This is a genomic window from Marinobacter sp. LV10MA510-1, from assembly GCF_002563885.1.
GTDB lineage: Bacteria > Pseudomonadota > Gammaproteobacteria > Pseudomonadales > Oleiphilaceae > Marinobacter.
In genome coordinates this window covers 1,213,719-1,238,353 of sequence record NZ_PDJA01000001.1, presented here as the reverse complement: position 1 = coordinate 1,238,353, position 24,635 = coordinate 1,213,719, and the positions used below count along the sequence as shown (strand labels likewise).

Below are 24,635 nucleotides of genomic sequence, written 5' to 3'. Positions count from 1 at the left end.
GATATCAAGGAACCTGATATGTCACGAACCATATTACTGCTGCCGGGCGACGGCATTGGCCCTGAAATCATGGGCGAAGCCGAAAAAGTACTGCGCCGGGTGAATGAGTCTTTCAAACTTGATTTGAGCTTTCAGCACGGCTTGGTTGGCGGTGCTGCGCTGGATGATTCTGACACTCCGCTGCCGGATGAAACCCTGGAGTTGGCCTCCAAGGCCGATGCGATTCTGCTGGGCGCCGTTGGCGGCCCGAAGTGGGACGCCCTGCCGATGGCCAAGCGCCCGGAAAAAGGTTTGCTGGGACTGCGCTCCAACCTTGAGCTGTTTGCCAATTTTCGCCCGGCTATTCTTTATCCGCAGCTGGCGTCTGCTTCTTCGCTGAAGCCTGAAGTAGTGTCGGGCCTTGATATCATGATTATCCGTGAGCTGACCGGCGGTATCTACTTCGGTCAGCCCCGGGGTGTGCGGCAACTGGAAAGCGGTGAGCGCCAGGGCTATAACACCTACGCCTACACCGAGACGGAAATTCGTCGTATTGGCCGGGTGGCGTTTGAAACGGCCCAGCAGCGCGGCAAAAAACTATGCTCGGTCGACAAGGCCAACGTGCTGGAAGTGACGGTGCTGTGGCGTGAGATCATGAACGAGTTGAAGCTTGAGTATCCGGACGTAGAGCTGTCGCACATGTACGTGGATAACGCCGCGATGCAGCTGGTGCGCGCACCCAAACAGTTTGACGTGATTGTAACCGGCAATATGTTTGGTGATATTCTTTCTGACGAAGCCGCTATGCTGACAGGCTCCATCGGCATGCTGCCATCGGCTTCTATGAACTCGGCGAAGCAGGGCATGTACGAGCCTTGCCATGGTTCGGCGCCGGATATTGCCGGCAAAGGCATTGCGAATCCGCTGGCGACCATTCTTAGCGTTGCGATGATGCTACGCTATAGTCTGGATGAGAGCGCCGCCGCAGCAGCCATTGAAACCGCGGTTGGCAAGGTACTGGACCAGGGGTTGCGCACAGCGGATATAATGTCGGAAGGCTGCACCCGGTCTTCTACCCGTGAAATGGGTGAAGCGGTGCTGTCGCAGCTTTAACATTCACTCCGCCCGGGCCCGCGAAACCGGCCCGGGCAGGTATAAAAAAGGTTTGAAAGTCACATGAAGCGAGTTGGGCTTGTAGGTTGGCGTGGCATGGTGGGTTCTGTCCTCATGCAGCGCATGCGTGAAGAAAACGATTTCGCGGATATCGAACCGGTATTCTTTTCCACGTCGCAAACCGGGCAACCGGCGCCGGATGTGGGCCGCGATGGCATTCTGCCGCTGCAGGACGCCTTCGATATTGACACTCTGAAAACCCTGGACGTGATTTTGACCTGCCAGGGCGGCGACTACACCTCGGCGGTGTATCAGAAGCTGCGTGACGCCGGCTGGAACGGCTACTGGATAGACGCTGCGTCTACCCTGCGCATGGTTGACCATTCTGTGATTGTGCTAGACCCGGTTAACCGTAACGTGATTGATGCAGCGCTCGACAAAGGCGTGAAAGATTACATTGGCGGCAACTGCACCGTGAGCCTGATGATGTTGGCCTTGGGTGGTTTGCTGGAGCAGGACTTGATTGAATGGGTATCGCCCATGACCTATCAGGCCGCTTCCGGGTCCGGCGCGCAGAACATGCGAGAGCTGCTGAACCAGATGGGCGAGCTGAACGGCAGTGTTAAAGCCGAGCTGGAAAGCCCGTCTTCTGCGATTCTTGAGATTGATCGCAAGGTGACCGACACCATGCGCAGCGACGCCTTCCCGACCGAGCACTTTGGTGTGCCCCTGGCGGGCAGCCTAATTCCGTTTATCGACAAGCAGCTCGAAAACGGTATGAGCAAGGAAGAGTGGAAAGCCGGTGTTGAAACCAACAAGATTCTGGGCCGTAGCGACAATCCTATTCCTATCGACGGTTTGTGCGTTCGAATCGGTGCCATGCGTTCACACAGTCAGGCACTGACCATAAAGCTGCGCAAAGATCTTCCTGTTGCTGAAATCGAGAAGATTCTGGCCGCCGGCAACGATTGGGTGAAAGTTATTCCCAACGAGCGTGAAGCCAGCATGAACGAGCTGACACCGGCGAAAGTCACCGGCACTCTGAGTATTCCCGTGGGCCGTATTCGCAAATTGACCATGGGGCCGGAGTATATTTCTGCGTTCACCGTGGGTGACCAACTGTTGTGGGGTGCGGCAGAACCGTTGAGGCGCATGCTGCGAATTCTTCAAAGTCGTTGATTAATGCCAACTGCGTCCGGTTTCAACCAACCGGTGAGGGGCGAAGGCTGCTTTCAGCCTTCGCCCCTGTTATTTTCATAACTATAAAAGCCGGTGTCTCCTCAGCGCCCGCAATAACTTAATCTTCGTGATGGCTGTGTGTTTGCGATCAAGAGTTGGCAAAGTAGCGCAGCAGTGCACTGAAGAACGTTGATTTATTGATAAAATGATGCTTATCAACAATACTTGCCGCGTTGAGGATTAAAGTTCCGCCACACTTATACAACACCCAGACGGAAGTCATCCAACCTCGTCCGAAACTGCTTTAACGCCGCCGTGCACCGAAGCAGGTACGAATAACGGAGACTGGAAAGGAAAAAGCATGAAGGTACGCAAGCTTGCGGTTGCTCTGGCACTGGCTGGAGGTCTTGGCTCCGGCGTTGCACAAGCCCTGGGATTGGGGGAGGTGGAGCTGCAGTCCTACTTGAATGAGCCCCTGGATGCGCAAATTGTGCTACGCCAGAGTCGCGGCGTTAGCCCTGGTGATGTTTTCGTCAATGTGGCTTCTGAATCCGCCTATCAACGGGTGGGTCTTAATCGCGGCCAGTTTGCCAGTAAGCTAAAATTTCAGGTGGTTACCCGCAGTGATGGCAGCCTGGCGGTCAGCGTGTCTTCCCGTGAACCGTTACGGGAGCCGTACCTCAATTTTCTGCTGGAGCTGACCTGGCCCAGTGGCCGTTTGCTGCGCGAATACGCGGTGTTGGTAGACCCACCTGTGTATGCGGCAGAAACCGGCATCCGGGAACCGCTTGTAGCGGCACCGTCTGCTGGCCGCAGCAACTCATCGCCCAGCGCCAATAGCGGCGCAGTGAGCCGACCGGCGCCCGCAAGTTCTGGTTCCGCACAATCTCTTGCATCTGGCGGTGTTTACGGCCCTACAACCTCGTCTGATACCCTGTGGAGCATTGCCACCAGGATGCGCCCAAACAACAGCGTATCTGTGCAGCAGGTTATGCTGGCGATTCAAGAGATTAATCCCGATGCGTTTATAGGCGGCAATATCAACCGTTTGAAACGCGGTGAAGTTCTGCGCGCACCCACGCTGGCGCAAATCCAGCGCCTGGGCCAGGGCGAGGCAAATCAGGTCGTGCGAGCACAAAACCAGGACGTCAACACGACCCGGGCAACGATTGATGCCAGCCCAGCGGCTACGCCATCTGCGCCCGCAGCGATAGACGGCGGCGATGCGGAACTGAAACTGATTGTGGCCGAGACTGAGGCACCGCAAGCCGTCGATAACACTGAACAGAGCGGATCTGCCGGTACTGACGGTAACCAGGCTGACGGCGCAGATGCCGGCACCACGGTGGCGCTCGAAGAACTTGACAGTGCTCGCCGTGAAAACAGCGAGTTAACTACCCGTGTTGATGCACTGCAAGAGCAGGTAGAAACCCTGCAGCGGTTGCTGGAGCTGAAAAATAGCCAGTTGGCCGACATGCAGCAAGCGGGTATGAACGGCGATAACGCGGTCGTCAGTATGGACCAGAATGCAGCTGACGAACCCGCAATGGATGGTGTCGCCGAAGCCGAAACGGCCAGTGCGGTTGCAGTGCAACCTGAACAAGACGCGCAGCCCCAGATCGCACAGCCTGATCCAGCTGAAGAAAGCGCAGCCCAAGGTGGTTTGGTCAACAGCATTATGAATAACCTGCTGTACCAAATGGTTCTGGGCGGCGGCTTGCTCTTGCTGCTACTGCTGCTGCTTTTGGTGTCGCGCCGCAAATCTAAAAATCAGGATGCAGCCGGGACCGAGACTGCGACTGAGACTGCGACTGAGAGAGAGACCGAGGCCGATAACGGCTTTGAACAAGCACCCTTGGTTGAATCTGTACCCAGTTCCGGTTCGTTTGACCTGGATCTTGGCCTGGACGATCAGGAACCGCCAGCACCCGATGCTGAACCAGACGTTATGGCAGAGGTTAATTCCTACCTGGCTTACGGTCAGCACGAACAGGCGGTGAATACTCTGGAGTCTGCGATTTCCCGCGAGCCTAGCCGCACCGAACTGCGCCTGAAACTGCTGGCGGTTTACGCAGATGCCCAGGACAGAGTGGCTTTTGAACGCCAGTATGGCGAGCTCAGAGCTTTGGACGATGACCAGGCCATGGCAGAGGCTGATCGTTTGCTGACTGATCTTGAGCAGGCGGAAGCGGCACCCAGCATTGATGATCTTGAATCTGAATTGCGCTCCGGTTCCTTTGCCGGCTCTTTCGGGGGCTTCGATGAGGAAGCAGGCGAAGCAAAAGACAGCGCCAAGCCAACGTCAGACGATCCTATAGACTACGATCTGAGCGGCATTGACGGCCTGGGCGACAAGGAAGAGCTGGCAAAGCCTGAAGCTCCGGAAGATTTTGAAGACTTTGTGTTGTCCGACGACTTCGCTCGGGAATTTGCCGATGAAGACGCCGCACCGCTGTCCAAGGCTGACGACACCGTCAACACGGCCGGCAATACGTCTGACGATGACGACCTGAGCCTGGATGAGGCTTTCCTGGACGAGCTGGATGCCGAGCTTGATAAAGACGACCCCGAGGCCGAACTCAAGCCTCTGGACATGCAGGAACCGGATCTGGATATGCAGGAGTCTGATCTGGAGAAATTGGATCTGGAGATTTCGGACGATGACCTGGCGTTGATGGGCGAATTTGCGGATGGCGCAGACAGCTCCAATCATGCCGGTGGCGATGATGCCGAATCTGAATCCGAATTCGAAGCAGAGCAACTGCCTGAAATGACCGACGCTGAACTACTGGCTTTGGAGATGGGTGACGACCCACAAGCTGAAGTTGAAGCCGAGGAAGAGCTGGGCGCAAAGCTGGCCGAGAACCAGGATGATGAAGATGACATCAGCCTGGACGATCTGGAGACGCTGGAATTGCCCGAAGAAGACCTCCCGGCCTATGATCTTCCTGAGGACGACCTGCCAGAATTCGATTTGCTGGAAGATGACGTCCTGGAAGAAGACCTGCCCATTGTGGCAGCTGGTGCGCCTCAAACAATTGACGAGAGCGATCTGGGTGACGACGATGATTTCGACTTCCTGGCTGGCACCGACGAGGCAGCAACCAAACTGGACTTGGCGCAGGCCTACGTTGAGATGGGCGATATTGACGGCGCCCGCGACATTTTGATGGAAGTGGAGCTCGAAGGCACCGCCGAACAGAAGGCAGAAGCGAAGGAACTGCTTAAAAATCTGTCCTGATTGGTTATAATCCTTTGAACGAAGCCGGTGCTCAGAGCCTTCTGACCGCCGGCTTTGTTTTTTAACACCCAGACAACACATCGAGCTGACTTTTGTTTCTTGAACCCCAGGCGCTTACAGCGGATACACCCATCGGCAACGGCCGTGTGGCATTGGTCTTCGAATACGATGGACGTGACTTCCACGGCTGGCAGCAACAAAAATCCGGTATTCGCGCTGTGCAGCAGCAACTGACAAAAGCCGCCAGTAAAGTGGCCAATCACAGCGTAGAAATGGTGTGTGCGGGCCGCACCGATGCCGGTGTTCACGCCAGTTATCAGCTGGTGCACTTTGATACATCATCACTGCGCACCATGCGTTCTTGGGTGATGGGCATTAATACGGCCTTGCCTTTCGATATTTCCGTACGCTGGGCTGGCCAGTGCCAGGGTGACTTTCACGCCCGGTTTTCTGCGGTTTACCGTCGCTATCGCTACATTATCTATAACAATCCGGTGCGCCCGGGCATTCAACGCGGCCAGGTTAGCTGGAACTTTCGGCCTCTGAATGCCGAAAACATGCATCAGGCGGCCCAGGCGCTGGTAGGCGAGCACGATTTTAGTGCTTTTCGCGCCGCTGGCTGTCAATCTCGCAGCCCAATTCGGTTTTTACAGAGCATCAGCGTCACCCGTAAAGGCGATTATCTGGTGATTGATGTTCAGGCCAATGCTTTTTTGCACCACATGGTGCGCAATATTGCCGGAGCCTTGATGGCCGTGGGTTGCCAGGAGCAGGCGCTGGATTGGATTGGCCAGATTCTGGCGACGAAAGATCGCAGGCAGGCGGGCGTAACCGCACCGCCTGACGGTTTGTACCTGGTCGACGTGGGTTATCCCGCCGAATTCGGAATTCCCCAGCCCAGCTGTGGCCCGGCGTTCGCAGAGCCCTGGTTTAGCCCGGAGCAGAATCGGCCGGTTGCGGCCACCCATATTCACCGCAAACAAAGGCCGTCCAACTGTGATTAGCCGTGTAAAAATCTGTGGCCTGACCCGCCTTGAAGATATAGACGCTGCCGTGGCCGCCGGTGCTGACGCCATCGGTCTGGTGTTTTACGACCCTAGCCCGCGGGCTGTCAGTATTGACCTGGCGCGGCAGCTGGCCGCGCGGATACCGGCGTTTGTTAGCGTAACGGGGTTGTTTGTGAATCCGCAGGCGGATTTTGTCAGGCAGGTATCGCAGCAGGTGGCTCTGGATTTGCTGCAGTTTCACGGTGACGAAACCGCTGCTTTCTGTGAGCAGTTCCAGCGCCGCTGGATTAAGGCCATACGGGTACGGCAGCAAGGGCAGATTGAACAGGCCTTTGAGGCGTACCAGAATTCAGCCGGTTTGCTGGTCGATGCCTGGCACCCTGAGCAATACGGGGGCACCGGCCATGGTTTTAACTGGTCGCTGATTCCTGAACAGCGCCCGTTGCCACTGATATTGGCCGGAGGCTTGCAACCCGACAACGTTGCCGCTGCCGTGCAGCAGGTACGGCCCTGGGCGGTGGACGTCAGTGGCGGCGTGGAAAGCGGCGGCGCGAAAAGTAAGAAAGGCATCAAATGCGCCAAAAAGATGGCAGACTTCGTAGCCGCGACCAGAAGCGCTGGGTCTTGATAGGCTCATGGATTGGTTAAATAGAACGCAGGGGCAGGGTGTGCGATTGGAAAAATTGGGTCAGCCCGGCGTTATATGTACTATGTTTCATTGAATGAGACGTTTACACAGCATGGCATGCTGCCAGAATAGGCTTATCAAACACGCTATTCGATGGTGTAATTGTTGGCCGGTAGCGGGTGTTTACAATAGAACGATCAAAACAGGTTCTACAGACGGGATTAAATCATGAGTAGTTGGCTAGATAAGATAATGCCGAGCAAGATCCGCTCGGAATCCAAGACGAGGACCGGTGTGCCGGAAGGCCTGTGGAAAAAGTGCCCGAAATGCGGCGCTTTTCTGTACAAGCCCGAGCTGGAAAAAAATCTGGACGTTTGCCTGAAGTGTAATCACCACTTGCGAGTGGCTGCCCGCCGCCGCCTTGATATTTTTTTGGATCCAGACGGCCGTGAAGAAATTGGCGCAGACCTGGAATCTTGGGACCGCCTTAAGTTCAAAGACACCAAACGTTATAAAGATCGCCTGAGCCAGGCCCAGAAAGCGACTGGCGAAAAAGACGCCCTGTTAGCCATGAAGGGCACCACAATCGGGATTCCACTGGTGGCTTGCGCCTTCGAGTTCAACTTCCTTGGCGGTTCTATGGGCCAGACGGTTGGCGAAAAGTTTGTGCGGGCGGCCAATGTGGCGCTGGAAGAGCGCATTCCTCTGGTGTGCTTCTCTGCCAGCGGCGGCGCGCGTATGCAGGAAGCTATTCTTTCGCTGATGCAGATGTCCAAAACCGCGGCGGTTCTTGAGCGCATGAAGCAGCAAGGTTTGCCCTATATTTCGGTAATGACCGACCCGGTATTTGGCGGTGTATCGGCCAGCCTGGCCATGTTGGGCGACCTGAATATTGCCGAGCCCAACGCACTGATCGGCTTTGCCGGACCGCGGGTGATTGAGCAGACCGTGCGCGAAAAGTTGCCCGAAGGCTTTCAGCGCAGCGAGTTTTTGTTGGAGCACGGTGCTATCGATATGATTCTGCACCGTCACCAGATGCGTGGGCGAATTGCACACTTGTTGGCAAAATTTGGCAACCTGGAAAAACCTGACACCGAGGCACCCATCGAAATTGAAGTGACTGAAAAGCCGGACGATGATGTCCCAGTCTCATAATCCGGATCAGACTGCGCCGAAAATAGCGGCCCCCGGCGCCGATGCCAGCCTGGGCCAATGGCTGAGCTACCTTGAGGCCATTCACCCGGTTGAAATCGAACTGGGGCTGGACCGGGTGATGGTGGTTTTGCAGAGACTGTTCCCGAATAAGCCCGAGGCTCGCATTATTACCGTGGCCGGTACCAACGGCAAGGGCAGCACGGTTGCAGCGCTGGAGGCGCTGTTGCAGGAATCAGGGCGTCGCACCGCAGCCTACACGTCGCCACATCTTCAGGTTTATAACGAGCGGGTACGCCTGCTGGGTGAGCCCGTTTCGGACGCGCAAATGATTCACGGGTTCGAACGGGTTCAGCAGGCCCGGGCGGAAGTGTCGTTGAGCTATTTCGAATTCGGAACTCTGGCGGCGTTCGTTGCCATGTCCGAAGCCGATGTAGACGACTGGATTCTGGAGGTTGGCCTGGGCGGTCGTCTGGATGCGGTGAACGCGCTAGACGCGGATTTTGTGATCCTGACCTCGATTGATATCGATCACGCGAGCTTTCTGGGTAACGATCGCGAGTCTATCGGCTTTGAAAAAGCCGGTGTGTTGCGCCCGGGTATTCCCGCGGTGTACGCCGATTTTGATCCCCCGCGCTCGGTATTGCAGCAAGCGTTATCGCAAGAAGTAGACCTGGCGTTGCTGGGTCGTGATTATCAGTTGGTGCAGTGTTCAAGCCAGCCGGCGATGGTGAACCTGGAGTTGGGGGAAGAAGAGTTTCGCCTGCCAGATTTTGCCCTGCCGGTGAAAAGCTTGGCTGCAGCGGTTGTTGCTTCCCGCACCTTGGCGCCCAATCTGGGTGTTCAGCAGATTGAGCGGGCGGTGGCCGCAGTGTCGGTGCCCGGGCGTTTTGAACAGGTAGCCACGTCGCCGCTGGTGATTCTGGATGTGGGACATAACCCCCACGCAGCCTGTTGGCTGGCTAGCCGGTTACGCCTGTTACAGCATCCGGAAACCCGCATTCACGCGGTCTACGGTGCGCTTGCTGATAAAGACGTGCAAGGTGTTGCCAAAGCCATGTCCAGCGTGGTTCACAGCTGGTATCTGGCTGGACTGTTGAAAGAAGCTCCCCGCGGCTATAGCGCCGAGGCTCTGAATGCGCAGTTTGAGCAGTGCGGTATAGAGCCTGCCGGTTGCTGGCACTCGGTGTCGGAGGCCCTGGCTGAAGCCCAAAGCCAGGCCCGTGCTAATGATATTGTGATCGTGTTTGGTTCGTTCTTTACTGTGGCGGCGGCCCGCAATATTTTGCATCCAAGCGCCGCCGTTACCAACCCTGGAGCATGATTGTGGACGGATTAAAGCAGAGGATCATCGGCGCCCTGGTGCTGATTTCACTGGCGGTGATTTTTGTGCCGATGATCTTTGACGAGCCCCATTCAGGGCGCAACTCCACCTCGATAAGCATTCCTGAAGAGCCGCCATTTCCGGAAGTGAACACCGAGCCACCTCCGCAGACCGCCATGCCAGAATATCAGAGCGCCCCCGGGTCAGAAACGGCGGTAGCAGACCGTGCCAGTGGGTCTGGGGAATTTCAGCTCATTGAAGAAGTGACGCCGCAGGCGCCTGAGCCGACTGCGGCCAGCAGCGCCGTTACGCCGCCACCGGCGGCAGCCGCTCAGCCTGCAGAGGTCAAACAGGCCACAGCGGCCCCGGCCCGGCCCGAACCCAGCCCGCAAACCGAGGAAGAGTTCAGCCGCTCTCTGGAAGGCGCATGGGTTGTTCAGCTGGGCAGCTTTGGCGATGCCGACAACGCCCGGCGTTTGCGTGATAACGCCCGCGAAAAGGGCTACAGTTCACATCTTCAAGAATTCAGCCGCGGTGAAACCCGGCTGACCCGGGTATTCAGTGGGCCTTTTGTCAGCAAATCCGAAGCCGGCGCGGCCAAAGCGGCCCTTGACAAGGCCTTCAGCCTCAACAGTTTGGTCACCAGCCCTGATAAATAAGCCGCACGGCCAGGTTTTCTCGCAACGGTGGTTTGGCAGAGGGCGGTTTCCTGATAGAATCCGCGCTCTCTATTTTGCGTCGCCCGGGTGGTTCATGAATGCGTTGATCTGGATTGACTGGGTCATTATTGCGGTTATTACCATATCAACGCTGATCAGCCTGAGGCGCGGCTTTGTTCGCGAAGCCCTGTCGTTGGTTACCTGGGTAATGGCCTTCATTGTTGCTCGCACATTTCACCCCCAGATGCAGTCGCTACTGGCCAGCACCGTGGAAACGCCCATGGTGAGGTCGGTTGCGGCGTTCGCGATTCTGTTTATTGGTACGCTTATTGTGGGCGCCATCATTAACGGCATTATCGGACAGCTGGTGCGGGCCACAGGCTTATCCGGCACCGACAGGGTGCTGGGTATGGGCTTTGGCCTGTTGCGTGGGGTATTGGTGGTGGTGGTAGGCATTGCTTTGTTGCGTTACACACCGGTGTCTCAAGATACCTGGTGGCAAGAATCGCCAATGATTGACCGGTTGTCGGTGTTAGAAGACTGGTCCCGTCGTACCTTTGGTGATGAGATTTCCGGATTCCTTACTCCCCAAAGCGAGGGGCAAGGCATCTAGTAAACTTGGCTATTCAAACGCCAGGCGCTATATCAGGCAATCTGCCTGGCGTGGCTTTCATTCAGTTTTAACACTCGGAGAATCTCCATTCCATGTGTGGCATCGTCGGTATCGTCAGCACTTCCCACGTGAACCAGCTGCTCTATGATGCGCTGACCGTTCTTCAGCATCGGGGTCAGGACGCAGCAGGTATTGTTACCTTCGAAGACGAGCGCTTTTACCTGCGTAAAGACAACGGCCTGGTACGCGATGTATTTCATACCCGCCATATGCACCGGTTAGTGGGTAATGTCGGCATTGGTCACGTTCGATATCCTACCGCCGGCAGCGCGAGCTCCGCCGAGGCTCAGCCGTTTTACGTCAACAGTCCCTATGGCATTACCCTGGCCCACAATGGCAATCTGACAAATTCTGACGAGCTGAGCACCGACCTGTTTCGTACCGATCTGCGCCACATCAACACCAACTCCGATTCGGAAGTGCTTTTGAACGTGTTTGCTCACGAGCTTCAGAAACTGGGCAAGCTAGACCCCACCAAAGACGACATTTTTGCCGCCGTGCGTTCTGTACACGAACGCTGCCGCGGTGCTTACGCGGTTATCGCAATGATTACCGGTTATGGCATTGTCGGTTTCCGCGACCCCAATGGCATTCGCCCTATCTGTTATGGCGTGCGCGTAGCCAGTGACGGTCGCAAAGAATACATGATTGCGTCTGAAAGCGTGGCCCTGGCCGCCTCCGGTTTCACCCTGGTGCGTGACATTGCGCCGGGTGAAGCGGTGTATATTGAAACCGATGGCACCTTTCACAGTGAGCAGTGCGCCAAACAGCCAAAGCTTTATCCGTGTATTTTCGAGCACGTTTATTTTGCCCGCCCGGACTCCATCATGGACAAAGTCTCGGTTTACAAAGCGCGTTTGCGCATGGGTGAGACTCTGGCGGATAAAGTGCTGAAGGATTTTGCCGATCACGATATTGACGTGGTTATGCCGATACCAGACACCAGCCGCACCTCGGCCATGCAGATGGCCCACCGCCTGGGCGTGAAATTCCGCGAAGGCTTTATTAAAAACCGTTACATCGGCCGAACATTTATTATGCCCGGCCAGACCATGCGCAAGAAATCGGTACGCCAGAAGCTAAACCCCATTGATCTGGAGTTCCGCGGCAAAAACGTGATGCTGGTTGACGATTCCATTGTGCGCGGTACCACCTGCAAGGAAATCGTGCAGATGGCCCGCGATGCCGGCGCCCGCAAAGTGTATTTCGCCTCGGCCGCGCCCCCGGTGCGTTATCCCAACGTGTACGGCATTGATATGCCGTCTGCGAAAGAACTGATCGCTCACGATCGCACTGTGGAAGAAATCCGTGAATTGATCGGCGCCGACTGGTTGCTGTATCAGAACCTGGAAGACCTGATTACCTCTGTTAGCGATGTTAATAGTGACATCGATGGCTGGGAATGTTCGGTGTTTACCGGTGAATACGTAACCGGCGATATTGATCGTGCCTATCTGGATCGCCTGGATGGCCAGCGTAACGATGCAACCCGCTCCGGCATCGTGAAGAACGATACCGAAAACGGCAGTATAGACATGCATAACGACGAAGACTGATTCTTTGGACCGCACAAGAATTCTATAACCAGGAGAAAACCATGACATTTTGCCGCGAAGAATCGATTTTGATACCAGAATCAGACCTGGACGGCATGTCTGGCGATACCCTGGCGGTGCGCGCGGGGCAGATTCGTACCGGTCAGCTGGAACACAGCGACGCCATATTTCCGACGTCCAGCTTTGTTTACGCCAGCGCGGCGCAAGCGGCTGCGCGTTTTGCCGGTGAAGAGCCCGGCAATATTTATTCGCGTTTTACCAATCCCACGGTGACCGCCTTCGAAAATCGCATTGCGGCGATGGAGGGCGGCGAACGGGCAGTGGCAATGGCCTCGGGTATGGCTGCCATTACCAGCACCTGTATGGCGTTGCTGAAGGCCGGTGACCACGTGGTGTGTTCACGGGACGTATTCGGCACGGTGAATTCGCTGTTTCAGAAGTATCTGAGCAAATTTGGTGTTGAAACCACGTTTGTAAAACTGACAGACGAAGCGGGCTGGGAAGCGGCTATGCGGCCCAATACCCGCCTGTTGTTTCTGGAAACGCCGTCTAACCCGTTGTGCGAAATTGCCGACATTCGAAAGATGGCGGATCTAGCCCATGCCCATGGTGCGCTGTTAATGGTAGACAACTGTTTCTGTACGCCAGTGTTGCAACAGCCGCTGGCGTTGGGCGCAGACTTGGTAACCCATTCCGCGACCAAGTATCTGGACGGTCAGGGCCGTTGCATAGGCGGCGTTGTTGTAGGCCCCCACGCGCTGCTGGAAGAAATATTCGTGTTTTTGCGGGCAACAGGCCCAACCATGAGCCCGTTCAACGCCTGGGTGTTCATGAAGGGCCTGGAAACCTTACCAATTCGTATGCGAGCCCACTGTGACAATGCGTTAGAGTTGGCACAATGGCTGCACCAGCAGAGCGCGGTGGAAACGGTTTTTTATACCGGCCTGCCGCAGCATCCGCATTATGAGCTGGCGAAACGCCAGCAAAAGGGTTTTGGCGGCGTATTGTCGTTTCGGGTAAATGGGGGCAGGGAAGAGGCCTGGCGCTTTATTGACGCCACTCGGATGGTGTCTATTACCGCCAACCTCGGTGATGTGAAGACCACCATCACCCACCCGGCAACAACGACCCACGGGCGATTGTCGCCCGAAGACAAAGAACAGGCCGGTATTAGTGAAAACCTGATTCGCCTGTCGGTAGGCATTGAAGCCATTGACGACCTGAAAGCCGATCTTGACCGGGGTTTTCAGGCCCTTCAGAACCCCGGTCATGGCAACATCTGAGCATTCATGGCAGCAAGCGCAAAAGCAAAAGACACATCGGCCCAGCCGCTGACTGATAAGCAGCTGCGTTTTCGCAAGCTGCTGACCCAAGGTGCCCGCGAGGGCGCCGTTATTGCGCTCATTGCCCTGGCGATTTATTTATGCATGGCGCTGTTCAGCTTTCACGCCAATGACCCCGGCTGGGCCAGTGTAGGCCATGACGCCCAAGTGCTGAATTACGCCGGCCGCAGTGGTGCCTGGCTGACCAGCCTGCTGCGCAATTTCTTCGGCTACGTGGCCTGGCTGTTTCCAGCCATGGTGGCAGGTTACGCGCTGCTGCTGATTCGTCTTCGCAATCGCTCCCAAGACCTTCACTGGCCCCTGTTAATGGTGCGCTTTGGCGGGTTTGTTCTGATTCTGCTGTCGGCCACCAGTCTGTTGTCGCTTTATTCTCTTTTTGGTCTGGGTGAATCTTCCGGCGGCGTGATGGGCGTCGCTGTGGCCGATGCTATGGTGCGGTTTTTTAACCTGCCGGCCACCACCTTGGTATTGATTGCCATATTCTTGTTTGCGCTCACGGTTACCACTGGGCTTTCCTGGTTCTGGTTGATGGACCAGTTGGGCGGCATGGCGTTGACGGTTGGCACACGGATACAAGATGGGTTGAGAGGCAGCCGTTCCGCAAAGAACTATGCTGAAAAAGCCGCCGAAGAAACCGCTGAAAATTATCAACCACCGCTTTTGAATCATAGGGTTGAAGGCAAGGCTTCAGACCAGTTTGATAACGAAGTTCGCGCGGCAAAAGCGGTTGAACGAGTGCGCTGGTGGCAGCGTATTCCGGGGTTTGGCCGTCGCGGCCAATCTAAAACGGAATACAGCGATGACTCCGGCGACTACTTTGATCTGAGCGCCAATTCAGACGATGAGCCGGCGCGCATTGAAAGCTTTAGTGCCCATGACGAGAGCGCTCGCAGCGATTATAGCGATTCCAAAAGCAGTAGGCCCACACCTGCATCGCGGCGATCAGCGCGCAAAGCCACGCCTTTATCGGCTTCCGCCGATATCGCGGCAAAAGGCAATTCTCAAGACACCGGCCGTTCATTCAAGATCGCCCCGTTCAAAAAAGACGATCAGGGTAAGCCCGGCGCCAGCAATGGGGCTGGCAAACAATCTTCGCTGCTGGAAGATATCGAAAGCCCGATTCCACCCATCACGCTGTTAGACCCGCCCGAGGAGCAGCAGGAAAAAGGCTACACTGAAGAGTCTCTGCAACATATGTCGCGGCTGCTGGAAGAAAAGCTGGCTGACTTTGGGGTCACCGTAGAGGTGGTTGAGGTGAATCCGGGCCCGGTGATTACCCGTTTCGAGATCAAGCCGGCGGCGGGCGTTAAGGTCAGCAAAATATCCAACCTGGCGAAAGACCTGGCGCGTTCCCTGGCGGTGCTGAGCGTGCGGGTGGTTGAAGTAATACCCGGGAAATCCGTAGTGGGTATCGAAATTCCCAACGAATACCGCCAGATGGTGCGGTTGAGTGAAGTATTGAGCTCGCGGGTATTCTCCGAATCGACCTCCGCGCTGACCATGGCGCTGGGCAACGACATCGGCGGCAATCCTATAGTAGCCAACCTGGCGAAAATGCCTCACCTGCTGGTGGCGGGCACCACCGGTTCCGGTAAGTCGGTTGGTGTGAACGCCATGCTGCTGAGCATGCTGCTGAAGGCCGGGCCGGAAGAAGTTCGCTTTATCATGGTAGACCCGAAGATGCTGGAACTGAGCATCTACGACGGTATTCCCCACCTGTTGGCGCCGGTGGTCACAGACATGAAAGAAGCCGCCAACGCACTGCGCTGGTGTGTGGCCGAAATGGAGCGGCGCTATCGCCTGCTGGCCACCCTGGGCGTGCGTAATCTGGCCGGTTATAACCGTAAGGTAAAAGAAGCGGCGGAGGCCGGTGAGCCCTTGCGAGACCCGTTCTGGAAACCCGACGACTATCTGGATAACGACGAGCAGCAACGGCCGGAACTGGAGCCATTGCCCTCTATTGTGGTGGTGATTGACGAATTTGCCGACATGATCATGATTGTTGGCAAAAAAGTGGAAGAACTGATTGCCCGTATCGCGCAAAAGGCTCGCGCCGCCGGTATTCACCTGATTCTGGCTACCCAACGACCGTCGGTGGATGTTATCACCGGTTTGATAAAAGCCAATATTCCCACCCGTATCTCGTTCCAGGTGTCGTCAAAAATTGACTCCCGTACCGTGCTTGACCAAGGTGGCGCAGAGCAGTTGCTGGGCCACGGCGATATGCTGTACCTGCCACCTGGATCCGGCTTGCCTGTGCGGGTACACGGTGCCTTTGTGGATGACGATGAAGTGCACCGGGTGGTCAGTGCCTGGAAAGCCCGAGGCGCGCCGGTATACATAGACGACGTTCTTAATGGCGCCGAAGGCGAAAATCTGCCCGGCGTACCCAGCCTGAACGACGATGACAGCGAAACAGATACCTTGTTCGATGAAGCCGTGGCGTTCGTGACAGAAGGCCGCCGGGTGTCGATATCGTCGGTTCAACGTAAATTAAAGATTGGCTATAACCGTGCCGCCAACCTGGTCGAGGCGATGGAAGCTTCGGGGGTTGTCAGTTCGGCAGGTCACAACGGCGCGCGGGAAGTATTGGCTCCGCCGCCTCCACGGAACTAGTGTCCAGGAGCAGGCAGTATGGCGAATAAAAACACAACGGGTGTTTTGAAACAGCTGGCCACAGCGCTGTTTGCAATGATTTTAACCAGTGCCGCAACGGCGGCTGTCAGCGAAGCGACTCTGGGAAAAGACGCGGCGACTCAATTGGCGGCGTTGTTGAGGAGTTACCAGACATACCAGGCTGATTTTATCCAGATTGTGGTGGGCAACGGCGGCGAACGCATTCAGGAAAGCCGCGGCTCTATGAAAGCCAAGCGTCCGGGATTGTTTTACTGGGAAAGCAAAGCGCCGATGGCCCAGCACATCGTCAGTAACGGCGATGAAGTGTCGGTGTACGACCCGGACCTGGAGCAGGTAACCGTGCACAAGCTTAATAGCGATGTGCAGGCCACGCCGGCTTTGCTGTTGAGCGGTGAGGTGGACAACCTGGCGCAAACCTACGACGTTTCTACCCGCAGGGTGGGCGACAACATTCGCGAATTTACGCTGACGCCCAAAAATCCGGATTCACTGTTCGTTTCGCTGCGGATGTCGTTTTTTGACGGACAGCTGCAGGAAATGCGAATGGAAGATTCCCTGGCGCAGATCAGTATTCTGAGCTTTGACGACATCGTGCTGAACGGGGATATACCCGCGTCGGTATTCAAGCCGGACTACCCGGCCGGTGTGGATATTATCCGTGACGGCAGCTGATGCAGGATAGCCTGTTCGCCAGCAGCGGCGGATTTCGCCCGCTGGCTGCGCGCATGCGCCCGACCCAACTGGCAGATTATGTGGGTCAGCCCCACCTGGTGGGGCCCGGCAAACCGCTGCGGCGGGCGGTAGAGCAGGGCCAGCTGCATTCGATGATTTTGTGGGGCCCGCCCGGGGTGGGCAAAACCACTTTCGCCCAATTGCTGGCTAACGTCAGTGACCTGGCCTTTGAGACCGTGTCAGCGGTACTCAGCGGTGTAAAAGATATACGCGCGGCGGTTGAGCGTGCGCGGGCACGCAAGCAGGGCAGCGGCCAGGACACTTTGCTGTTTGTGGATGAAGTTCACCGCTTCAACAAAAGCCAGCAAGACGCCTTTTTACCGCACATTGAAGACGGCACCTTTATTTTTGTGGGTGCCACCACCGAAAACCCGTCTTTTGAGCTAAACAGCGCGCTGTTGTCCCGCACCCGGGTTTACGTCTTGAAAAATTTGGAAGACGACGATATTCAGCGCCTGCTTATCCGCGCGCTAAGCGCCGAAGAAGGCTTTGGTGGTCGCCTGCGGGTGGCCGAGGACGTACTGGCGATGATGGCCAGCGCCGCCAGCGGCGATGCCCGCAGGGCACTGAACATTCTGGAAGTGGCCGCCGATCTGGCGCAGCCAGACGCTGATGGTGTCGATAGCGTCAGTGAAGATCAGCTTGAGCTGGTGATGCAAACCAGTCTGCGCCGTTTCGATAAAGGTGGCGATGTTTTCTACGACCAGATTTCGGCGTTGCACAAGTCGGTGAGGGGGTCTGATCCGGACGGCTCGCTTTATTGGATGTGCCGTATGCTCGACGGCGGCTGCGACCCGCTGTACGTGGCTCGCCGGCTGGTGCGTATTGCCAGTGAAGACATAGGTAACGCTGACCCTAGGGCGCTGCAGCTGACTCTGGAAGCCTGGGATACTCAGGAACGCCTGGGTTCGCCCGAAGGTGAACTGGCGCTGGCGCAAGCGGTGATTTACCTGGCCATGGCGCCAAAAAGCAACGCTGTCTATAAGGCGTTCAACCAGTGTATGGCTGACATCCGCCAAGATAAAGATTTCGAAGTACCGGTACACCTGCGCAACGCACCGACCAAATTGATGAAGTCCATGGGCCACGGCGAATCCTATCGTTACGCCCATGACGAGCCCGACGCTTTTGCGGCCGGTGAAGCTTACTTGCCCGAAGCCATCAGCGAGCGCCGGTATTATCAGCCGGTGGCCCGCGGGCTGGAGATCAAACTCGCTGAAAAACGCCAGCGCCTGGACCAACTGAACGCCGCCAGCCCACGCAAACGCTATAGCTGAAGCACTGGCCACGCGCTGCCGTGACGGTATAATGGCGTCCATTCGTAAAATCATTGTTAAACCGACCAGTCAGGATAATCATGCTCGACCCAAAACGCGTTCGCAGCCAAACCGAAGACATTGCCCGCCGTTTGGCCATCAAAAACTTCACCTTTGATACCGCCACCTTCGAGCAGCTGGAAGAGCGCCGCCGCGGCCTTCAAGTGCGGACCGAAACCCTGCAAAGCGAGCAGAATAAAAAATCCAAGTCCATCGGCAAAGCCAAAGCCTCCGGCGAAGACATACAACCGTTGCTGGATGAAGTAGACGACCTCAAAGCCCGTAAATCCGAAGCCGAAGACCAGCTGCGCGAACTTCAGGAAGAACTGAGTCACTTTCTTGCCGCCATTCCGAACGTGCCGGACGAAGACGTACCCGCGGGTAAAGACGAGGATGATAACGTGGAGCTTCGTACCTGGGGTACGCCCCGGGAGTTTTCGTTTGAGCCGCAAGATCACGTTGCTCTGGGCGAAGCCCTTCACGGTATGGATTTTGAGACCGCGACGAATCTGGCGCACTCGCGTTTTGTGGTGATGCGCGGCCAGGTGGCCCGCCTGCATCGGGCGCTGGCGCAGTTTATGCTGGACCTTCATACCGAAGAGCACGGCTACACCGAAGCTTACGTACCTTATCTGGTGAACGCCGACGCGCTCTATGGCACTGGCCAGCTACCAAAATTTGAAGCAGATCTGTTCCGGGTAGAAAGTGAAAAGCCGCTTTACCTTATTCCCACAGCGGAAGTGCCGGTGACCAACCTGATCGCCGACAGCATTCTGGATGCCGCTGAATTGCCCTTGAAAGTGGTGTGCCACACGCCTTGCTTCCGCAGTGAAGCCGGCTCTTACGGCCGTGATACCCGCGGCATGATTCGCCAGCACCAGTTTGACAAGGTAGAGCTGGTTCAGGTCGTACGGCCTGAAGATTCTGACGCGGCTCTGGATGCCCTGACCGGTCACGCTGAAAAAGTGTTGCAGCTGTTGGAGCTGCCGTATCGCACCATGGCGTTGTGCGGTGGCGATATGGGCTTCTCCGCTGCTCGCACATACGATCTGGAGGTATGGCTGCCGGGGCAGCAGAAGTTCCGCGAGATTTCGTCTTGCTCCAACACTCGGGACTTTCAAGCCCGCCGCATGCAGGCGCGCTGGCGCAACCCTGAAACTGGCAAGCCAGAGCCGGTGCACACCCTCAACGGCTCAGGCCTGGCCGTTGGCCGTGCTTTGATTGCGGTGATGGAAAACTACCAGCGCGAAGATGGCAGCATTACAGTGCCGGACGTTCTAAAGCCGTATATGCGTGGCCTCGACAAGATAGGCTGAGGCAAACCCGAACCGGGAACACAGCAGGGACAGATTTAAAATCTGTCCCTATCTTGCTGAACCTAGCACCAGTGACAAACCGGGGACAGATTTCAAATCTGTCCCCATCTCACGCCCTGGCGCGCTTCGGCAGCACATCCTTGAGCTTGTTACGCATGTCGTGAACCGCTTTTTCGGTGGTTTCCCAGTCAATACAGGCATCGGTAACCGATACGCCATACTTCAGGTCTGCCAGATTCTGCGGAATCGACTGGTTGCCCCAGTTGATGTTGCTCTCAATCATCAGGCTCTGGATAGAGGTGTTGCCGTCCAGAATCTGGTTAGACACGTCGTTCATCACCAGGGGCTGAATGCCTGGGTCTTTGCTGGAGTTGGCGTGGCTGCAATCCACCATGATGGATTTGCGCAGGCCAGACTTCTCTAGAGCCTGTTCGCACAGGGCAACGTTGACCGAATCATAATTGGGTTTGCCACCACCACCGCGCAGAACCACGTGGCCGTAGTTGTTGCCCCTGGTACGAATAATGGCAACCTGGCCTTGCTGGTTTATGCCCAGAAAGCTGTGGGGGTGAGACACGGATTTCATGGCGTTTACGGCAACGTCGAGATTGCCATCGGTGCCGTTTTTAAAGCCAATGGCCATCGACAAGCCACTGCTCATTTCCCGGTGGGTTTGCGATTCGGTGGTGCGAGCACCAATGGCCGACCAGGAAATCGCATCCTGCAGATACTGCGGGGAAATAGGATCTAGTGCCTCTGTGGCCGTGGGCAGGCCCAGTTCGCTGATATCAATCAGTAATTTGCGGCCAATGTGAAGGCCCTGCTGAATATCAAAGGTATCGTCCAGCCGGGGATCGTTAATCAGGCCTTTCCAGCCAACAGTGGTGCGCGGCTTTTCAAAATAGACCCGCATTACAATCAGCAGTGTGTCGCTTACGTCGTCAGCCAGCTTTTTCAGGCGCCGGGCATAATCCAGGGCGGCATCTACATCGTGAATAGAGCAGGGGCCCAACACCAGAAACAGCCGGTGATCAGTGCCGTCGATAATGTTGTATATATCCTGGCGGCCTTTCGCCACGGTGGCGGCTGCTTTGTCTGTAAGTGGCAGATCTTGCTTAAGTGTTTCAGGCGGCATCAGTGTTTCCTGGCTCGCCACGTTCAGGTTCTCTAATTTCGTGCCTAACATAGTTATGATTATTCCTTGATATTCCTTGAGTAAGAGTTCCGGAGATGCACGCAGTTGTTAAATCTCTGCGTCTTCCAGTTCACCCATACCGGTGATGTTGAAGCCGGCATCGACATACATGATTTCGCCAGTGATACCACTGGACATGTCGGACCCCAAGAAAGCCGCGGCGTTGCCGACTTCATCGGTGGTTACGTTGCGGCGCAGCGGGGCGCGCCTGGCGTTTTCGGCCAACATTTTGCGGAAGCTCTTGATACCAGACGCTGCCAGAGTTCGGATTGGCCCGGCAGAAATGCCGTTCACGCGGATGCCGTCGCGGCCCAGGCTGGCTGCCATGTAGCGCACGTTAGCTTCCAGCGAGGCTTTTGCCAGACCCATCACGTTGTAGTTCTGCAGCACTTTCTCTGCGCCCAGGTAGCTCAGGGTCAGCAGCGAGCTGCCTTCGTGCATCATGCCGCGAGCGCCTTTGGCCAGGGCCACAAAGCTGTAGGAGCTGATGTCGTGGGCAATGCGGAAACCTTCACGGGTGGTCACGTCGACGTAGTTGCCGTCAAGTTCGTGACCGGGGGCGAAACCCACGGCGTGAACAATAATGTCGATGTTGTCCCAGTGCTTGCCAAGTTCGGTGAACACGTTGTTGATTTCGTCATCACTGGCGACATCGCAAGGGAAGGTGAGCGTGCTGCCCCATTGTGCGGCGAATTTCTCGACCCGCGGCTGCAGCTTTTCATTCTGGTAGGTAAAGGCCAGTTCGGCGCCCTCGCGGGCGAAGGCTTCAGCGATGCCGTAGGCAATCGACAATTTGCTGGCAACGCCAACGATCAGGGCTCTTTTGCCACTGAGAATTCCCATGGGTGTTCTCCTTATAGTAACGCGTTACGCTTTATTAACGAATGACGCTCAATTAGTCTAAAGGTTTCTGGTAAAAGAAGGCTGCATTCAGCAGCTCCCGTGTGTACGGCTGTTCAGGTGCGGCAAATATCTCGGCGGCTTTGCCGTATTCCACAATTCGGCCATGCTGCAACACCAACAGTTTGTGGCTCAGCGCCCGAACCACCGCCAAGTCATGACTGATAAAAATGTAGCTTAGCGCATATTTTCGCTGCAGCGATTGTAACAGCTCAATCACCTGCTTTTGTACGGTTCGGTCTAGAGCCGAGGTTGGCTCGTCCAGGATGATCAAATCCGGCTGCAACACCAGAGCCCGGGCAATGGCTACCCGCTGGCGCTGACCACCGGAAAATTCGTGCGGGTAGCGGTGGCGGTCCTGCGGGTTCAAGCCCACGTCCGTCAGCGCCTGCACCACCAGCGCGTCTTGGGCTTCAGGGGTGTCTGGCGTATGAATTTCAAGTCCTTCCTGCACAATTTCGGCAATCGACATGCGCGGGCTAAGGCTGCCAAACGGATCCTGAAACACAATCTGAATGCGTTTGCGAAAAGAACGAAACTGCTTCTGGTTCAGGTTCGCTAAGGGCTGTCCATCCAGATCGATGTGACCGCTGGCCGTCGTTAGCTTCAGCAAAGCGTGGCCGATGGTGGTTTTGCCGCTGCCGCTTTCGCCTACAATGCCCAGAGTCTGGCCCCGTTCCAGCTCAAAACTAACGTCTTGTACCGCATGGAAGCTCGATTTTACGCGCCCTAGCAGGGTTTTGGCCGTGGTAAAGCGCACATTCAAATCGCGAACCCGCAGCAGCAGCGTTGCATTTTCAATGTCGGGCCTGGCGGGCGGTGATTCGGGTGGTTCGGCGTCTAGCAGGCGTTTGGTATACGGATGCTGTGGCGTTGTAAACAGAGTTTCAACCGTGGCCTGTTCCACCAACTGGCCTTGTTCCATCACCACCACCCGGTCGGCGTAGCGGCGCACAATGGTCAGATTGTGGGTGATCAGCAAAATGGCCATGCCCAGCTTTTCCTGCAGCTGCTGCAACAGTTCCAGGACCTGCTTTTGCACGGTTACGTCCAGCGCGGTGGTGGGCTCGTCAGCGATCAGCAGTTCCGGCTCGTTGGCCAGCGCCATAGCGATCATTACCCGCTGTTTCTGCCCGCCAGACAACTGATGTGGGTAGCTGGCCAGGCGGCTTTTCGGGTCGTCTATGCCCACCAGCTGCAGCAGCTCCAGGCAGCGGGCCCGAGCCTGGTCACCGCGCAGGCCTTTGTGTAAGGCCAGTGTTTCGCTGATTTGCTTTTCCACGGTGTGCAGCGGGTTCAGCGAGGTCATCGGTTCCTGGAAAATCATGCTGATCTGGCGTCCGCGCACCTGGCGTAAACGGTTTTCCGGGGCTTTTAACAGGTCTTCACCGTGGAACAGAATCTGGCCGCTGGGGTAACTAACGTGGCGGGCGTCCAACAGGCGCAGCACAGACAGCGCTGAAATGGATTTGCCAGAACCGCTTTCACCGACCAGAGCCAGGGTTTCTCCGGCGTGTACCTGAATATCTAGGCCTCGCACCAGGGGCGGCTGGCCGTTAAAGCTGATGGACAGGTCATTAATGGATAATAACGGCTGTGTTTTTTGACCCGTCATATCAGTTTTTCCTCGGGTCAAAAGCATCGCGCACCGCTTCGCCGACAAACACCAGCAAAGTCAGCATCACCGACAGGGACACGAACGCCGAGATGCCCAGCCAGGGGGCATGAAGGTTGGCTTTGCCTTGGGCAATCAGTTCGCCCAATGACGGCGACCCGGAAGGCAAACCAAAACCCAGAAAATCCAGCGAGGTCAGCCCGGTAATGGCGCCGGTTAATATAAACGGTAAAAAGGTGAGGGTGGCCACCATGGCGTTGGGCAGAATATGGCGGAACATGATTTTCCGGTTGTCCAGCCCCAGTGCCCTTGCCGCCTTCACATATTCAAAATTACGCGCGCGCAAAAATTCGGCACGGACCACATCCACCAGCCCCATCCAGCTGAACAGCAGCATAATGCCCAGCAGCCACCAGAAGTTTGGCTGCACAATGCCAGACAGAATAATCAGCAAGTAGAGCACCGGCAGGCCGGACCAGATTTCGATAAAACGCTGGCCAAACAGGTCTACTTTACCGCCGTAAAAACCTTGCAGTGCGCCAACGGTGACGCCCACTACGCAGCTGGCCAGGGTCAGAATCAGCCCGAACAGTACGGAAATGCGGAAGCCGTAAATAACCCTGGCGGCAACATCGCGGCCTTGGTCGTCTGTGCCTAGCCAGTTTTCGGCGCTGGGCGGCGCCGGCGAAGGCACGTCCAGATTGTAATTGATGGTGTTGTAACTGAAGCGGATGGGTGGCCACAGCATCCAGCCGTTAGCGTTGATTTCATCAGCGATAAACGGGTCGCGGTAATCTGCGGTGGTAGGTAGAAAGCCACCAAAGGTTTCCTCCGGAACATCCTGAACAACCGGGGCGTACAACTGGCCCTGATACGACACCAGCAGCGGCGAATCGTTGGCAATCACCTCTGCCATCAGGGCCAGTCCGAACAGCAGCAAAAACAGCCACAGCGACCAAAAACCGCGACCATTGGCGCGGAAGTTAGCGAGCCTGCGCTTCTGTATGGGGGTTGGTTTTGGGCGCAATGTTGTCAAGAATGCGGTCAAGGTTGCTGTCCAGTTTGACACG

19 protein-coding genes are annotated in these 24,635 nt (G+C 56.3%); 15 read left to right on the top strand and 4 right to left on the bottom strand.

Going from position 1 to position 24,635, the window contains the following annotated elements:
- Positions 1-18: 18 nt before the first annotated feature.
- The 15 genes from leuB to serS all read left to right on the top strand — a co-directional run bounded on the left by leuB (position 19) and on the right by serS (position 19,855).
- Positions 19-1,092 carry a 3-isopropylmalate dehydrogenase gene (leuB, locus tag ATI45_RS06045; protein ID WP_098418700.1) on the top strand — a complete coding sequence of 358 codons (1,074 nt, stop codon included), beginning with the start codon at positions 19-21 and terminating at the stop codon, positions 1,090-1,092.
- Between the two features lie 63 nt (positions 1,093-1,155).
- On the top strand, positions 1,156-2,271 hold the full coding sequence (asd, locus tag ATI45_RS06040) for an aspartate-semialdehyde dehydrogenase (RefSeq protein ID WP_098418699.1): 1,116 nt from the start codon (positions 1,156-1,158) through the stop codon (positions 2,269-2,271).
- A gap of 361 nt (positions 2,272-2,632) precedes the next feature.
- Positions 2,633-5,512, top strand: coding sequence for a FimV/HubP family polar landmark protein (locus tag ATI45_RS06035; RefSeq protein ID WP_098418698.1), 2,880 nt, complete (start codon positions 2,633-2,635; stop codon positions 5,510-5,512).
- A gap of 92 nt (positions 5,513-5,604) precedes the next feature.
- Positions 5,605-6,516, top strand: a complete 912-nt coding sequence (truA, locus tag ATI45_RS06030) for a tRNA pseudouridine(38-40) synthase TruA (RefSeq protein ID WP_098418697.1) — start codon at positions 5,605-5,607, stop codon at positions 6,514-6,516.
- Positions 6,509-7,147: a phosphoribosylanthranilate isomerase gene (locus tag ATI45_RS06025; RefSeq protein WP_098418696.1), complete on the top strand. Its 639-nt coding sequence runs from the start codon at positions 6,509-6,511 to the stop codon at positions 7,145-7,147. Before truA ends, ATI45_RS06025 begins: the two co-directional genes overlap by 8 nt.
- A gap of 228 nt (positions 7,148-7,375) precedes the next feature.
- A complete protein-coding gene (accD, locus tag ATI45_RS06020) occupies positions 7,376-8,302 on the top strand; it encodes an acetyl-CoA carboxylase, carboxyltransferase subunit beta (protein ID WP_098418695.1) in 927 nt (308 codons plus the stop codon).
- Positions 8,286-9,623, top strand: a complete 1,338-nt coding sequence (gene folC / locus ATI45_RS06015) for a bifunctional tetrahydrofolate synthase/dihydrofolate synthase (protein WP_098418694.1) — start codon at positions 8,286-8,288, stop codon at positions 9,621-9,623. The genes accD and folC overlap by 17 nt, the downstream gene beginning before the upstream one ends.
- Positions 9,624-9,625: 2 nt before the next feature.
- Entirely contained in the window at positions 9,626-10,282 is a 657-nt protein-coding gene (locus tag ATI45_RS06010; protein ID WP_416376663.1) for an SPOR domain-containing protein, read from the top strand.
- A gap of 94 nt (positions 10,283-10,376) precedes the next feature.
- The gene (locus ATI45_RS06005; protein ID WP_098418692.1) at positions 10,377-10,895 is read left to right on the top strand and encodes a CvpA family protein; all 519 of its coding nucleotides are present in this window, start codon (positions 10,377-10,379) and stop codon (positions 10,893-10,895) included.
- Between the two features lie 92 nt (positions 10,896-10,987).
- Positions 10,988-12,511, top strand: a complete 1,524-nt coding sequence (gene purF, locus ATI45_RS06000; RefSeq protein WP_098418691.1) for an amidophosphoribosyltransferase — start codon at positions 10,988-10,990, stop codon at positions 12,509-12,511.
- Positions 12,512-12,552: 41 nt separating this feature from the next.
- Positions 12,553-13,794, top strand: a complete 1,242-nt coding sequence (locus ATI45_RS05995) for an O-succinylhomoserine sulfhydrylase (RefSeq protein ID WP_098418690.1) — start codon at positions 12,553-12,555, stop codon at positions 13,792-13,794.
- A 6-nt stretch (positions 13,795-13,800) separates the two neighbouring features.
- Positions 13,801-16,470 carry a DNA translocase FtsK gene (locus ATI45_RS05990; RefSeq protein ID WP_098418689.1) on the top strand — a complete coding sequence of 890 codons (2,670 nt, stop codon included), beginning with the start codon at positions 13,801-13,803 and terminating at the stop codon, positions 16,468-16,470.
- 18 nt (positions 16,471-16,488) lie between these two features.
- The gene (gene lolA, locus ATI45_RS05985) at positions 16,489-17,163 is read left to right on the top strand and encodes an outer membrane lipoprotein chaperone LolA (RefSeq protein ID WP_098418688.1); all 675 of its coding nucleotides are present in this window, start codon (positions 16,489-16,491) and stop codon (positions 17,161-17,163) included.
- The gene (locus tag ATI45_RS05980; RefSeq protein WP_098418687.1) at positions 17,163-18,500 is read left to right on the top strand and encodes a replication-associated recombination protein A; all 1,338 of its coding nucleotides are present in this window, start codon (positions 17,163-17,165) and stop codon (positions 18,498-18,500) included. Before lolA ends, ATI45_RS05980 begins: the two co-directional genes overlap by 1 nt.
- Positions 18,501-18,580: 80 nt before the next feature.
- The gene (gene serS, locus ATI45_RS05975) at positions 18,581-19,855 is read left to right on the top strand and encodes a serine--tRNA ligase (RefSeq protein ID WP_098418686.1); all 1,275 of its coding nucleotides are present in this window, start codon (positions 18,581-18,583) and stop codon (positions 19,853-19,855) included.
- A gap of 109 nt (positions 19,856-19,964) precedes the next feature.
- On the opposite strand, the gene ATI45_RS05970 is transcribed toward serS, so the two are convergent.
- The 4 genes from ATI45_RS05970 to ATI45_RS05955 are packed head-to-tail and all read right to left on the bottom strand — an operon-like array spanning position 19,965 to position 24,613.
- The gene (locus ATI45_RS05970; RefSeq protein WP_098418685.1) at positions 19,965-21,041 is read right to left on the bottom strand and encodes a 3-deoxy-7-phosphoheptulonate synthase; all 1,077 of its coding nucleotides are present in this window, start codon (positions 21,039-21,041) and stop codon (positions 19,965-19,967) included.
- Between the two features lie 57 nt (positions 21,042-21,098).
- Positions 21,099-21,893, bottom strand: a complete 795-nt coding sequence (locus ATI45_RS05965) for an enoyl-ACP reductase FabI (protein ID WP_098418684.1) — start codon at positions 21,891-21,893, stop codon at positions 21,099-21,101.
- Between the two features lie 52 nt (positions 21,894-21,945).
- On the bottom strand, positions 21,946-23,565 hold the full coding sequence (locus ATI45_RS05960) for an ABC transporter ATP-binding protein (protein ID WP_098418683.1): 1,620 nt from the start codon (positions 23,563-23,565) through the stop codon (positions 21,946-21,948).
- A gap of 1 nt (position 23,566) precedes the next feature.
- Entirely contained in the window at positions 23,567-24,613 is a 1,047-nt protein-coding gene (locus ATI45_RS05955; RefSeq protein WP_228735944.1) for an ABC transporter permease, read from the bottom strand.
- Positions 24,614-24,635: the final 22 nt, after the last annotated feature.

Coding starts and splice junctions, on each gene's coding strand:
- ATI45_RS06035 (WP_098418698.1), top strand. CDS start 2,633: ATGAAGGTACGCAAGCTTGCGGTTGCTCTGGCACTGGCTGGAGGTCTT.
- ATI45_RS06005 (WP_098418692.1), top strand. CDS start 10,377: ATGAATGCGTTGATCTGGATTGACTGGGTCATTATTGCGGTTATTACC.
- ATI45_RS05990 (WP_098418689.1), top strand. CDS start 13,801: ATGGCAGCAAGCGCAAAAGCAAAAGACACATCGGCCCAGCCGCTGACT.
- purF (WP_098418691.1), top strand. CDS start 10,988: ATGTGTGGCATCGTCGGTATCGTCAGCACTTCCCACGTGAACCAGCTG.
- accD (WP_098418695.1), top strand. CDS start 7,376: ATGAGTAGTTGGCTAGATAAGATAATGCCGAGCAAGATCCGCTCGGAA.
- folC (WP_098418694.1), top strand. CDS start 8,286: ATGTCCCAGTCTCATAATCCGGATCAGACTGCGCCGAAAATAGCGGCC.
- ATI45_RS05995 (WP_098418690.1), top strand. CDS start 12,553: ATGACATTTTGCCGCGAAGAATCGATTTTGATACCAGAATCAGACCTG.
- leuB (WP_098418700.1), top strand. CDS start 19: ATGTCACGAACCATATTACTGCTGCCGGGCGACGGCATTGGCCCTGAA.
- ATI45_RS05970 (WP_098418685.1), bottom strand. CDS start 21,041: ATGTTAGGCACGAAATTAGAGAACCTGAACGTGGCGAGCCAGGAAACA.
- ATI45_RS05960 (WP_098418683.1), bottom strand. CDS start 23,565: ATGACGGGTCAAAAAACACAGCCGTTATTATCCATTAATGACCTGTCC.
- serS (WP_098418686.1), top strand. CDS start 18,581: ATGCTCGACCCAAAACGCGTTCGCAGCCAAACCGAAGACATTGCCCGC.
- lolA (WP_098418688.1), top strand. CDS start 16,489: ATGGCGAATAAAAACACAACGGGTGTTTTGAAACAGCTGGCCACAGCG.
- ATI45_RS05980 (WP_098418687.1), top strand. CDS start 17,163: ATGCAGGATAGCCTGTTCGCCAGCAGCGGCGGATTTCGCCCGCTGGCT.
- ATI45_RS05965 (WP_098418684.1), bottom strand. CDS start 21,893: ATGGGAATTCTCAGTGGCAAAAGAGCCCTGATCGTTGGCGTTGCCAGC.
- asd (WP_098418699.1), top strand. CDS start 1,156: ATGAAGCGAGTTGGGCTTGTAGGTTGGCGTGGCATGGTGGGTTCTGTC.